General features: G+C 66.6%; 10 protein-coding genes and 1 pseudogene. 3 read left to right on the top strand and 8 right to left on the bottom strand.

Annotated features, from left to right (window positions below; translation table 11 throughout):
- Positions 1-7 precede the first annotated feature (7 nt).
- From ABDW49_RS15855 to ABDW49_RS15835, 5 genes are all read right to left on the bottom strand, one after another.
- Positions 8-766 carry a response regulator transcription factor gene (locus ABDW49_RS15855; protein WP_343614325.1) on the bottom strand — a complete coding sequence of 253 codons (759 nt, stop codon included), beginning with the start codon at positions 764-766 and terminating at the stop codon, positions 8-10.
- A 145-nt stretch (positions 767-911) separates the two neighbouring features.
- The gene (locus ABDW49_RS15850; protein ID WP_343612983.1) at positions 912-1,286 is read right to left on the bottom strand and encodes a hypothetical protein; all 375 of its coding nucleotides are present in this window, start codon (positions 1,284-1,286) and stop codon (positions 912-914) included.
- A gap of 327 nt (positions 1,287-1,613) precedes the next feature.
- Positions 1,614-2,474, bottom strand: coding sequence for a bifunctional methylenetetrahydrofolate dehydrogenase/methenyltetrahydrofolate cyclohydrolase FolD (gene folD, locus ABDW49_RS15845; protein WP_343612981.1), 861 nt, complete (start codon positions 2,472-2,474; stop codon positions 1,614-1,616).
- Between the two features lie 53 nt (positions 2,475-2,527).
- The gene (locus tag ABDW49_RS15840) at positions 2,528-3,805 is read right to left on the bottom strand and encodes an MFS transporter (protein ID WP_343612980.1); all 1,278 of its coding nucleotides are present in this window, start codon (positions 3,803-3,805) and stop codon (positions 2,528-2,530) included.
- Between the two features lie 2 nt (positions 3,806-3,807).
- Positions 3,808-4,233, bottom strand: coding sequence for a MarR family winged helix-turn-helix transcriptional regulator (locus tag ABDW49_RS15835; protein WP_343612978.1), 426 nt, complete (start codon positions 4,231-4,233; stop codon positions 3,808-3,810).
- Positions 4,234-4,309: 76 nt separating this feature from the next.
- Here ABDW49_RS15835 and ABDW49_RS15830 point away from each other — a divergent pair.
- The 3 genes and pseudogenes from ABDW49_RS15830 to ABDW49_RS15820 all read left to right on the top strand — a co-directional run bounded on the left by ABDW49_RS15830 (position 4,310) and on the right by ABDW49_RS15820 (position 8,303).
- Positions 4,310-5,928, top strand: a pseudogene (locus ABDW49_RS15830) (NAD(P)/FAD-dependent oxidoreductase).
- Positions 5,929-6,232: 304 nt separating this feature from the next.
- Positions 6,233-7,753, top strand: coding sequence for an ATP-binding protein (locus ABDW49_RS15825; protein WP_343612977.1), 1,521 nt, complete (start codon positions 6,233-6,235; stop codon positions 7,751-7,753).
- Positions 7,754-7,913: 160 nt separating this feature from the next.
- Positions 7,914-8,303, top strand: coding sequence for a hypothetical protein (locus ABDW49_RS15820; protein WP_343612976.1), 390 nt, complete (start codon positions 7,914-7,916; stop codon positions 8,301-8,303).
- Positions 8,304-8,461: 158 nt separating this feature from the next.
- Here the strand turns inward: ABDW49_RS15820 and ABDW49_RS15815 are convergent, their stop codons facing one another.
- The 3 genes from ABDW49_RS15815 to ABDW49_RS15805 form a co-directional block, all read right to left on the bottom strand.
- Positions 8,462-9,997 carry a DEAD/DEAH box helicase gene (locus ABDW49_RS15815; RefSeq protein WP_343612975.1) on the bottom strand — a complete coding sequence of 512 codons (1,536 nt, stop codon included), beginning with the start codon at positions 9,995-9,997 and terminating at the stop codon, positions 8,462-8,464.
- A 454-nt stretch (positions 9,998-10,451) separates the two neighbouring features.
- Complete coding sequence (locus ABDW49_RS15810) at positions 10,452-10,841, bottom strand: TonB family protein (RefSeq protein WP_343612973.1); 390 nt, start codon at positions 10,839-10,841, stop codon at positions 10,452-10,454.
- Positions 10,842-11,013: 172 nt separating this feature from the next.
- Entirely contained in the window at positions 11,014-12,894 is a 1,881-nt protein-coding gene (locus tag ABDW49_RS15805; protein ID WP_343612972.1) for a methyl-accepting chemotaxis protein, read from the bottom strand.
- Positions 12,895-12,996 lie beyond the last annotated feature (102 nt).

Here is a 12,996-nt window from a genome sequence, read left to right as displayed (position 1 = left end):
CGATGGATCAAGAACGCGTGACCGGCAGGTTGAACATGTAACCCACGCCGCGCACGGTGACGAGCGGCGCGGTGCCGCCGGTGTCGGTCAGCTTGCGGCGCAGGCGGCTGACCAGCACGTCGATCGAGCGGTCCGACGAATCGCCGATGCGGGTGCGCGACAGTTCGATCAGCCGCTGGCGCCCGATGACGCGCTGCGGCTGGCTGACGAAGGTGCAGAGCAGGTCGAACTCCGCGCCGGTCAGGTCGACGATGGTGCCGTCGGGCGCGGTCAGCTCGTGGCGGGCCATGGACAGGCGCCAGCCGTCGAACTCCACATCGCGGCGGCCCAGATCGCGCTCACCGCTGGTGTTCTCGCCGCCATTGCCGCCGCCACGGCGCAGCACCGCGCCGATGCGCGCGATCAGCTCGCGCGTGCCGAAGGGCTTGGCCAGATAGTCGTCGGCGCCCAGTTCCAGACCCAGCACGCGGTCTTCCTCGCTGCCGCGCGCGGAGACGAAGATGATCGGCACCTCGCTGGTCTTGCGGATGCGGCGGAACAGCTCGATGCCATTGGTGCCGGGCAGCATGATGTCGAGCACCAGCAGATCGGCCGGCGCCGCTTCGAGCGCCACCCACATCTCCGCGCCGCTGCAGGCCGTGCGCACGTCATAGCCATGGGCCTTGAGGGCACGCGCCGTCAGCACGCGCAGCGCGGTGTCATCCTCGACCAGCAGGATCGAGGGCGCCGAACCGGGAACGGCATCAGGGGCGGCAATATCAGGCATCAACGCACGAAGTGTCACGCTTGCGCTCTCTTTTCAAGGGGAAGGTAGCCGGGCGGCGGTCAGGCCATGCCTGCGTCAGGGCACGACGCATAAAGGAGGTGGCATGACCCACCCATGGGAAGGTCGACCGCCGCCCGGCAGGACATCAGCCAACCTTGCGGAGGCTGCTGCCCTGGGACGCGGTTGCGCGATCGGCTTCGGCGCTCTCCTGCACGGGCTGCGCTGCGGCCTTGGCCACGACAGGCTTCACCTGAGCACCCGGCGCCGGGCGGAAACAGCCACGGTTGCGGCTGGGATCGGGATGGCAGGCGACAGTGCGCGGGGCAGTGGCGTCATCGACCTTGGCCAGCACCACCGGAGCGGTGCCCATCGCGCGCTGCTGCGCAACGACATGGCTATTGGTGACACAACCCATCACCTTGCCCGGCTGCGGATGGCAGCCAATGGCCTGAAGAGGCTGGTCGATCATGGTGGGGGCGGAGGCGCTCAGCGCCAGCGTCGCAAAAGTGGTGAACAACATGAGGGTGGGCTCCATTTCCGTGATGAATACGGAGATAAAGCCCGCGCTTTGCGCTTGATCGTCCCGTGTGTGACGAAGTGTTTCTGGGATAAAAAAAGAGTAAGAAAGATGCGAGGGGGTTACCCCCTCGCGCTCCCATAACGTCTTCCGACGATGGGGTAGTGGCGCCGAAATGGTGCGCCCCGGCTCTCCACCTGCGCTATCTAAGGCGCCGCAGGCATTCAATTTCCTGCCTGCGGCGCGGCGACCTTATTCTATGGCCGAACCCGATGCGCAACGCTGACAAAAATGGGAGCGCGAGGGTGTAACACCCTCGCATGATCTTTCTTACTTCAAGCCCATCTTGGCTGCCTTGACCGTATTGGCCAACAGACAGGCGATGGTCATCGGCCCAACACCACCGGGCACGGGCGTCACCGCGCGGGCGTGGTCCAGTTCGTGAGTCGCGCAATCGCCGACCAGCTTGGTCACGCCGTCGTGGTCGGTGATGCGGGTGATGCCCACGTCGATCACCACCGCGCCGGGCTTCACCCAATAGCCGCGCACGAGGTGCGGGGCGCCGGCCGCTGCCACGATGATGTCGGCCTTGCGGGCGATATCGGGCAGGTCGATGGTTTCGATATGGGTGACGGTGACGGTCGCCTCGCGCTCAAGGAGCAGCATGGAGACCGGCTTGCCCACGATGTTCGACTTGCCAATGACGCAGACGTTGAGGCCGCGATAGTCGTCGATCACGCTGTCGAGCAGCAGCATGATGCCCAGCGGGGTGCAGGGCACGAGGCCGCCGGTGCCCGAGGACAGGCGCCCGACATTCACCGGATGGAAGCCGTCGACATCCTTGGCCGGGCTGATGCGGTCGAGGATGGGGGCGGCGTCGAGGCCCTTGGGCAGGGGAAGCTGCACGAGGATGCCGTGGATGGCGGGGTCGGCGTTGAGGCTGTCGATCAGGGCGATCAACGCGGCCTGATCGGTATCGGCGGGCAGGCGGTGCTCGATCGAGTTGATGCCGGCCTTGCGGCACTGGCTGATCTTGCGGCCGACATAGACCTCGCTGGCCGGATCGCTGCCGACGAGCACCACGGCGAGGCCCGGCGCGCTGCCGGTGGCGGCGACGATGTCGGCGACGCCCTGGCGGGTGTCCTCCATCAGTCTTGCGGCGAGGGCCTTGCCGTCGATGATCTGTGCCATGTGTCCGTTCCCTTGAAGCCTTGGGGGGCCTTTAGGGGGACGGGGCCATTTCTTCAAGCCGGGCGAAGCTGCGCCCGCGCATGGGGCAGCGCCAGGGCAGCGAGTGCCGCCAGCAGGCCCAGCACGCCCGCTCCGGCAAAGGCGGGGCCGTAGGAGCCCCACTCCTGCCGCACCAGACCCGCCCCCAGCGCCGCGCAGGCCGCGCCAAGCTGATGTCCGGCGACCACCCAGCCGAAGATGATCGGGGCCTCGCGCTCGCCAAAGGCGCGGTTGGCGATGGCCAGCGTGGGGGGCACGGTGGCGATCCAGTCGAGCCCGTAGAACACCGCGAAGACACCAAGGCCGATGGGGCCGAAGTCAAGGAAGGGCAGCACGATCAGCGACAGCCCCCGCAGGCCGTAATAGACAAAGAGCAAGCGGCGCGGGTCGAAACGGTCGGTCAGCCAACCCGAGGCGGTGGTGCCGAACAGGTCGAAGATGCCCATGGTGGAGAGCAAGCCCGCCGCCGCGACGGGCGCGATGCCATGGTCGCCGCAATAGGCGATGAGATGCGTGCCGACGAGGCCGTTGGTGGTCGCTCCGCAGACGAAAAACGTGCCGAACAGCAGCCAGAAGGTGCCCGATTTGCTGGCACGGGCCAGAGCTTCCAGCGCCAGCATCGCGCTGGCCTGACGCGGGGGCGGCGGGGGCGTGCCGGGGGCTTCGCCAAAGCGGGCGATCCCGCGTGAGGCCGGGCTTTCGGGCAGCAGGAGCAGCACCAGCGGGATCATGATCAGGCTGGCAAGACCCACCGTGTCCACCACCGGCTGCCATGCGCCGTCGCGCGTCAGCCATGCGAGGAAGGGCAGAAACACCAGCGAGCCCGTGGCGGTCGAGGCCGAGAACAGCCCCATTACCAGCCCCTGCCGTTTGGCGAACCAGCGGTTGGTGACGGTGGCGCCCAGCACATTGGCGACTGCCCCGCTGCCAAACCCGGAGATCACGCCCCATGTCAGCAGATAGTGCCAGCTCTGGCTCATCCAGTGGCTGGCCAGCGTGCCGGCCGCCATCAGCGCGAGGCCGCCCATCATGGTGCGCCTGATGCCGATCGAGAGCATCAGCGCGGCGGCGAACGGCCCGACCAGCCCATAAAGAAAGATGCCGATCGCCGAGGTGAGCGAGACCGTCGCCCGGTCCCAGCCGAAATGCAGCCCCAGCGGCACCATCATCACGCCGGGCGCCGAGCGCAGCCCCGCCGAGACCAGCAGGGCGAGGAAGGTGATCGCGGTGACCTGAATGGCCAGAGCCTTGCTGCCTCTGGCGGCCAGAGTGGCGGTCTGTGTCGTCGTCATGGTCAGAGGGTTCCCGAGGAGAGCTGTGTGGCGAGGCGGTCGGCGCTGGATTGCATCTGGTCCCATTCGCCCGGTTGCATGGCGCCTAGGATGCGGGTTTGCAGCGCTTCCCATGCCGGGTTGGCATCCTGCACCCGCTGTTGGCCTGCCGGGGTGAGGGTGGCGGTGCGGCTGCGCGGCGAGGGGCTTTCCAGCACCAGCAGGCCCTCGCGCTCCAGCGGGGGCAGGGCGCGGTAGAGGCTGGTGCGGTCCATCACCAGACCCTCGGCCAGGCGGGGCAGGGGGATGGTGCCCGCGCGCTGGATGTCGCGCAGGATGGCGAACTGCTGCACCGTGATGCCAAAGGGGGCCAGCGCCTCGTCATAGGCACGGGTGAGCGCGCGGGTGGCACGGCGCATGGTGGTGCAGACGCAGAGTCGTTGATGCATATGCATCATCTATGGGTGGTGCGCCCGCTGGTCAAGCGGGGTGGCGAAAAACCGAGAGGGAGCGTATGGGGCGGCGATGCTACGCCTCTCCGACATCATCCTGCCGCTCGACCACGCCCCCGAGGATCTGGAGCGCGCCGTCTGCGCGAAACTGGGTATTGCGCCCGAAGCGCTGCGCCGCGTCCATATGGTCCGCCGTGGCAATGACGCTCGCAAGAAAAGCGCGATCAAGCTGGTCTATGTGCTGGATGTCGAGGTGGAGGACGAAGCGCGCATCCTCACCGGCTTTGCCGAGGATCAGCATGTGCGGGCCACGCCCGACACGTCCTATCACTTCCCGGTGATGGCGCCTGCCGATTACAAGGGCCCGCGCCCGGTGGTGATCGGCGCGGGGCCCTGCGGGTTGCTGGCGGCGCTGATTCTGGCGCAGATGGGGCTGAAGCCCATCATCATCGAGCGCGGCAAGGCCGTGCGCGAGCGCACCAAGGACACATGGGGCCTGTGGCGCCGCAGCGAACTCAACCCGGAATCGAACGTGCAGTTCGGCGAGGGCGGCGCGGGCACCTTCTCCGACGGCAAGCTCTACAGCCGCATCAAGGACCCGCGCCATCTGGGCCGCAAGGTGCTGGTGGAGTTCGTGAAGGCCGGGGCGCCCGACGATATCCTCTATGAGGCGCATCCGCATATCGGCACCTTCCGTCTGGTGACGATGGTGATGAGCATGCGCGACACCATCGAGAAGCTGGGCGGCGAATATCGTTTCAGCACGCGCGTCAGTGGTTTCGATATCGCCGGTGAGGGGGAGGACCGCAAGCTGCGCGGCCTGCATCTGGCCGATGGCGGCTATATCGAGACCAGCCATGTCATCATGGCGGTGGGTCATTCCGCCCGCGACACCTTCGAGACGCTGCACGAGGCGGGCGTCACCATGGAGGCCAAGCCCTTCGCCATCGGTGTGCGTATCGAACATCCGCAAAGCTGGGTCGACAAGGCGCGTTTCGGTGCTTGCGCCGGGAACGAGATTTTGGGCGCGGCGGCCTATTCGCTGTCTTATCAGTGCTCGAACGGGCGCACGGTTTACAGCTTCTGCATGTGCCCCGGTGGGCGGGTGGTGGCGGCCACCAGCGAGGAAGGCCGCGTCGTCACCAACGGCATGAGCCAATATTCGCGCGCCGAGTTCAACGCCAACTCCGGTCTGGTGGTGACGATTGATCCCGGCAAGGATTATCCCGGCGGTCCTCTGGCAGGCATCGCCTTCCAGCGCCACTGGGAGGATCTGGCCTATATCGCGGGGGGCAGCAACTATCAGGCGCCGGGGCAGAAGGTGAGCGATCTGCTGGCGGGGCGGGCGTCCTCGGGCGATTTCGGGGCGGTGACGCCCAGCTACAAGCCCGGCGTCCACCTGACCGATCTGCGCGAATGTCTGCCCGATTACGTGATCGACTCGATCCGCGAGGCGCTGCCGGTGTTCGGCCGTCAGGTGCCCGGTTATGACCATCCCGATGTGATCATGACCGGCGTGGAAACGCGCACATCGTCGCCTCTGCGCATTACGCGGGGGAAGGATCTGCAGTCTCTGAACACGCGCGGCTGTACCCGGCGGGTGAAGGCGCCGGTTATGCTGGCGGGATTCTGTCGGCGGCGGTGGATGGGATTCGGGTGGCGGAAGCTCTGGCTGCGGAATTGTTGAAGTAAGAAAGATGCGAGGGGGTTACCCCCTCGCGCTCCCATTTCGTCTCCCGACGCATGGGTGGTGGCGCCGCATCCTTGCGTCCAGACTTTCCACCTGTTTCACCTAAGACGCCGCAGGCATTCAGTTTTCCTGCCTGCGGCGCGGCAAATTTAGCGCAAGGCTGAACCCGTGGCGCAAGGTAGACATTAACGGGAGCGCGAGGGGATAATCCCCTCGCATCTTCTCTTGTCCTTCTACCGAAAACCTCTGGAAAACCTGCTTTCCGCCCCTAGGCCCCAACCCGAGCAAAAGGTAAACCCCGCCCCCGTGAGCGCATCGGTCATCATCGGCGAACAGCAGGGCGGCAAGGCTCTGCAAATCGACATTGAGGAACTTTTGGCGACCCGTTTGCTGGTTCAAGGCAATTCGGGCTCGGGCAAGAGCCATTTGCTGCGCCGGTTGCTGGAGGAAAGCGCTGCGCTGGTCCAGCAGGTGGTGATCGACCCGGAGGGCGATTTCGTCACGCTGGCCGAGCCTTTCGGGCATATCGTCGTCGATGGCGCGGCCTATTCGAACAACGACCTGATCCGGCTGGCCAACCGCGTCCGCCAGCACCGCGCGAGCGTGATTCTCGCCTTGGACGGGCTTGAGATCGAGGCGCAGATGCGCTGCGCCGCCACCTTCATCAACACGCTGTTCGATGCCCCGCGCGACCAGTGGTACCCCGCTCTGGTGGTGGTGGATGAGGCGCAGATGTTCGCCCCCGCCGCCGCTGGCGATGTCACCGACGAGGTCCGCCGCCTGTCGCTTTCGGCGATGACCAATCTGATGTGCCGCGGCCGTAAGCGCGGTCTGGCCGGGATCATCGCCACGCAGCGCCTTGCCAAGCTGGCCAAGAATGTGGCGGCGGAAGCCTCCAACTTCCTGATGGGCCGTACTTTTCTCGACATTGATATGGCGCGCGCCGCCGATCTGCTGGGCATGGACCGCCGTCAGGCCGAGACCATCCGCGATCTGGAGCGTGGGCAGTTTCTGGCGCTTGGGCCCGCGATCACGCGGCGGCCTGTCGCGGTGCGCATCGGCGGGGTGAAGACCACCAGCCGCGCGGTCTCCACTGGCCTGCTGCCGCCGCCGACCACCACGGGTCAGGATCTGCACGACTTGCTCCATGCCGCGCCGACGCTGGAGGAGCTGACCGCCGTGGACGGCCCGTCGCCGCGTCCGGCGATGCCCGATGCGGGCGATCTGATGGAGCAGATCGGTTCCTATGTGATGGCCGTGGCGCCGGGCACCGATCAGGAGCCCGAGGATCCGCTGGCGGGCGGAGACAATCTCTTCGCCGCTGCGGCTGTCGCGGCGCCTCCGGCCATCGCGCCTGATGAGATCAACGCGATGATCGCCTCCATCATGGAGGATATGGCCACCGAGCCCGGCGCGACCTATCAGCAGATCGCCTCACTCTATCAGGACTTTACGCTGCGCTGCCGGATGAAGCGCATCGGCCATCACGCGGGCGATGTGGCGCAGTTCCGCCGCCGTTTCGCCATGGCCGTCGCTGGCATCTACGCCCCGCAGGAAGAGCGCTGGGCCGAGTTGATGAACCTTGCCCGCGCCGTCACCGATGACTGGTTGGCGCCGTTTCTGGTCCTGGCCCGCGCGGCGATGGAGGGCGAGGCCTGCCCTGACGACAATGAGTTGGCGCGGGTTTATGGCACTTCGTCTTCAGGCCGCATCCGCCGTTTGCTGGAGCATCTGGAGAAGGAAGGCCATATCGTCGTGAAGACCGATTACGGCGGTCGGCGCTCGGTCGGGATTCCCGAGCTGGGCGTGTTTACCGCGGCGGTTTGAAGGTTTCAGGAAGAGAAAATGCGAGGGTGGAGTCTGTAGTTGGTCGCATGTCTCAAGAGACATGCTCCGGGCCCTCGCGCTCCCATAACGCCTTCCGGCGATAGGGTGGTGGCGCCGACATGGTGTGTTCTGGCTCTCCACCTGTGTCATGGGGTTTCCCATGGAAGCTTTGTTCGAGATCCTTTTTCAGTTCCTCGGCGAATTTTTGCTGCAGTTCCTGATCGAGGCGGCTGTCGATATCGGTCTGGATTGCCTTGCGGATACGGCGAAGACGGAACGCCATCCGGTGCTGTCCGGGCTGGGCTATCTGTTCTGGGGCGCGCTGGCCGGAGGGATCAGCCTGTTGATCCTGCCGCATTCGATGATCCACAGTCCATCGCTGAGGATCGCCAATCTGATCGGCACGCCGCTGTTGGTGAGCGCCAGCATGCTGGCCATCGGGCGCTGGCGTTCGGCAAAGGGCCGCGAGCCGGTCAAGCTGGACCGCTTTTCCTATGCCTTCTGTTTCGCCTTTGCGATGGCGGTGGTGCGCTTTGCCTACACGGCATAAGGGCGCCGCAGGCAATCCCTGAACATCCGATGGGCTGTGCAAGCGAGCCAAAGCCTGCAGCGCAGCGACGTTAGCCTAAGGCCGAACCCGAAGCGCAACGCTGACAAAAAATGGGAGCGCGAGGGGGTAACCCCCTCGCACCTATCCCTTTTCAGTTCTTAACGCCCGCGACGCGCGGTACGATCCCGGCGCTCATCCCCCGAGGCATCGCTCAGCGGATCGAAACGCGGACCCGAGGACGGGCGCTGCGCGGTTGCACGCGGGTCGTTCTGGCGGCGCTCGGCGCGGGCGCGATCGCTGTCGCGCTGCTGGCCGGAGCGCTGGCCGTCACGGGCAACGCGATCCTGCGCGCCGGGGTCCTTGCGGCGGTTGTTGTGACGATTGTGCTCCTGCTGGCCGCCACGGCCACCATCGCGACCCTGGCCCTGCGGGCGACCCGCGCCACCACGGCCACGACCATCGCCGCGACCGGCACTGGCGCCCCGGTCGACACGCTCGGGCTGGCCATTGCCGCGCTTGGCGGGGGCGGGCAGGCGGGCGGCCTCGACGAGGAAGTTGGCGGGCAGCGGCTGCATGGTCAGCTTCACGCCGGTCAGGCGCTCGATGGCCTTGAGGTAGGGCTTTTCGTCATCGGCCACGAAGGAGAGGGCGATGCCGTTGGCGCCGGCGCGGCCGGTGCGGCCGATGCGGTGCACATACTGCTCGGCCACATTGGGGATGTCGAAGTTGAAGACGTGGCTGACGCCGGTCACGTCGATGCCGCGCGCGGCGATGTCGGTGGCGATCAGCACCTTGACCTTGCCATCGCGGAAGCCCTTCAGGGCAGCGGTGCGCTGGGCCTGAGACTTGTCGCCATGGATGGCGGCGGCCTCGATGCCGGCGGGGGTCAGGAAGCGCACGATACGGTCGGCGCCATGCTTGGTGCGCGAGAAGACCAGCGTGCGGTCGATCTCGCCGCTGGCGAGACCCTCGCGCAGCTTGATGGTCAGCAGGGCCTGCTTTTCAGCCTGCGACACGAAGGTGGCATACTGCTCGACGCGCTCGGCGGTGGTGGACTGCGGGGCCACCTCCACCTTCACGGGGTTGTTGATGAACTGGCGGCCCAGCGCCTCGATGTCCTGCGGCATGGTGGCGCTGAAGAACAGGCTCTGGCGCTGTGCGGGCAGCAGGCGGGCGACGCGCTTCAGGGCATGGATGAAGCCCAGATCCATCATCTGGTCGGCTTCGTCGAGCACGAAGATCTCGACATCGCGCAGGGTGAGAGCGCGCTGGTCGATCAGATCGAGCAGACGGCCCGGCGTGGCGACCAGAATGTCGGTGCCGCCCACCAGGGCGCGGGCCTGCTTGGGCGCGGGCACGCCGCCGAAGATGCACTGGATGCTCAGCGGCAGGTGCTTGGCGTAGAACTTCATATTGTCCGCGATCTGGGCGGCCAGCTCACGGGTGGGGCTGAGGACCAGCATGCGGCACGAGGCGGCGCGGCGCGGCTTGGGGTCCATCGCCAGACGGTGCAGCGAGGGCAGCGAGAAAGCGGCGGTCTTGCCGGTGCCGGTCTGGGCCAGGCCGAGAAGGTCGCGGCCCTCGATCAGCGAGGGGATCGACTGGCGCTGGATCGGGGTGGGATCGGTGTAACCTTTTTCGGCCAGTGCGCGCAGGATCGGCTCGGCCAGGTTAAGGTCGGAAAAATAGGACATGGATGTCTTTCTTGAAGCGCCATGCGGCGCGCGCACGCGCGACGCACGGGAAGGTGAGGAGAAGTTCCTGCAACCTTGCGTGACGAGGTGGCGCTGTGGCGATGATGTGACCGAGCGGTCTCTGCCCGGCAGGGAGGCTGACGGCGCTGCGATGGCCCGTAGAAAGGGTTCCCATCGGCGCTGCCTTCACGCGGCCTGATCCTGCTGGGCGAGGCCTGCGGCTGGGGGGAAGCCCTGTACGCCGGTCACGCTTGGGGCGGCCCATAGGCGGTTTTGCTGTGGATAGCAAGAAAATTACGTTTGTTTGGAATCCGGCGTGGCCGGATTCGCGGCACCAGCCCGCTCCCCCGCCCGGCCACCCATAGGATACGACCGTAGGGTAACCGGGCGGGGGAGAGGGCTGGTGCCGGGTAAAAATCTGCTCTTCCGCAGATTTTTCAAAAAGCGCCGATCTTCAGATCAGCTTCCAGGTCACCGGCACGGTCAGCACGGTGGCGCCACCCGGAGGGGCGGGCAGGCGACCCGCGCGGGTCGGCATGGCCAGCGCCTCACGGTCAAGCAGGGGAGAGCCCGAGCCGGTCGCCAGTTCGGTGCGCTGCACGCTGCCATCGGCGCCGACATAGACCTTGACCTTGGCGGTGCCTTCCTCGCCGCGCATCTGGGCGGTGGCGGGATAGGTCTGCTTCGAGCTGATGATGCGCGCGACCTGACGGCTCCAGTCGCTCTGCGCCAGCGCGGGGGTGGCGGTGAGCATGCCTGCCAACAGGGCACAGGCCAGCAGCAGACGTGCAAGGATCACGCGAGCCAGCCGGGCGGGGGCTTTGTGGAGGGTCTGCATCGTCATCGGCCTCATGGAGTGGTCGTCGAATCGATTGCGGGTGAATCCGGGAGAGGTCCTTTGCAATCGTCAGCATTATACGCGCGGGGCCCCAAAAGGAGCGTTGATGGGGCTCTGGAGGAAATACCTAGGCGCTTTTGCGCAATCGTTGCGCAAGGGCTGCGCGGCGGGCGCCTGTTCAGAACGCCGACCAGTCCTCATCGGCCAGCTTCAGCGCGGTGTTGCCCCTTGTGGAGGGCAGGGCCCTGCCGGAAGAAGGGCCGGTGAGGCGCGCCTGCTGTGACGCCGGGCTGACCGGCTCGATCATCACCGCCCGCCGCCCGTTGAGCCGGAAGGTGCTGAGCTGGCCCACCAGACGCTCGGTCTCGGCCGAAAGATTGACCGTGCTGGCCGAGCTTTGCTCCACCATGGCGGCATTCTGCTGGGTGAACTCATCCATCTCGCTGACCAGCGCGCTGATGTCGACCATGGCATTGGCCTGCTTGCCCGCCGACTGGGCGATCTGCTCGACCAGCTCGGAAATGGCCGCGACCTCGCCCACGATCTGGCGCAGCGCCCCGCCGCTGGATGAGACCAGCGCCACGCCGTCACCGATCTGGCCGTTGGAGGTGGTGATCAGCGCCTTGATGTCCTTGGCCGCATCGGCGCTGCGCTGGGCAAGGGCACGCACCTCGGTGGCGACCACCGCGAAGCCGCGCCCGGCGTCCCCGGCACGGGCGGCCTCGACCCCGGCGTTGAGCGCCAGCAGGTTGGTCTGGAAGGCGATGCCGTCGATCACGCCGATGATCTCGGCCATCTGGCGGCTCGAGTCCTCGATGGCGCGCATCGCGGCGATGGCGTCATTGGCGGTGCCTTCCATGCCCCCGGCGGTCTGGCGGGTGGTGGCCAGACGGGTCGAGGTCTGGCGCGCATTGTCGGCGGTCAGCTTGACCATGCCGGTCAGCTCGCCCAGCGTGCGCGCGGTCCCGGCCAGCGAGCTGGCCTGATGGTCGGTGCGGCGCGACAGGTCGCTGCCCGCCACGGCGATGTCCTGCGTGCCCTGGCTGATCGTGTCGAAACCATCGACGATCGCGCCCAGAACATCGGAGAGGCGCTGGGCCGCCTCGTTGAAATTGACATGCAGCGCGCCCAGCGCGCCATGGCCGTCCTCGGGCACGCGATGCGTCAGATTGCCCTCGGCTAGCGCGGCAAGGCCATTGCCGATCGCGTCGATGGTGATCTGGGCGTTGCGCGCCTGCTCCAGCTCGGCGGCGGTGCGGACCTTGTCCTGCGCGACCAGCCGCTTGAAGGCATCGAGCGCGCGGGCCAGCGCGCCGACCTCATCCTGGCGGTGAGTGGCGGGCACGGTGACATTCATGTCGCCATCGACCAGCCGCGTCACGGCATCGGCCAGACGGCGCACGGGCCGCGCGATGGTCTGCATCAGCATCGCCAGCAGCACCAGCGCCAGCGCCACCGTGGCGCTCAGCGCGAGCAGTGTGGTGCGGCGGGCGGCGTCATGGATCTGGCTCGATTCGGCGGAGACCTTGTTGGCGCCCCCCGTGTTCACATCGACCAGCGCCATGATCGAATCCTCGACCGCGTAGAAGCTCTGCTGCACATCGCCCTCGAACAGGTCGCGCACGGCGGTGTCGTCCTGGTCGCCATGCCGCGCATCGAGCGCGAGCATCTTCTCGTTCAGCGCCTTGTAGCTGCGCCAGTTGAAGAAGACCTTGTGGAAGGCGTCATGCTGCTCGGGCGTGTTGATCAGCTTTTCGTAATGGACCATCAGCCCGTCGATCGCCATGCCCGCATTGCGCACCAGCTTGGCGGCGCGGGGCTTGTCCTTGACCGGGGCGGCGATCATCTCGCTCTGGCGGATGCGGTATTGCGAGATATAGGCGTGGATCTGGCCGACCTCCTGCGTGGCGGGCAGCCAGCGGGTGCGCATCTCCATCGAGAGGGCGTTGACCTCGCCGATCTTCATCACGGAAAAGGCGCCGAAACCGGCCATCGCCACCAGCAGGATGGCAAAGGCCCCCAACAGCCGCGTCGAAATCCCAAAGCGCGACAACGCCATTCTCCCCAGTTTGCCCCGGACAATGCCTGCCCGGACAGCACCGGGATCGGGCGAAAGCCTGCTCAGGGAGGTAAAGCAGAATGACTCAGGACCGGTGGCTGC

This window comes from Novosphingobium sp. (assembly GCF_039595395.1).
Taxonomy (GTDB): Bacteria; Pseudomonadota; Alphaproteobacteria; order Sphingomonadales; family Sphingomonadaceae; genus Novosphingobium.
This window is presented reverse-complemented; position numbering and strand designations above follow the sequence as displayed.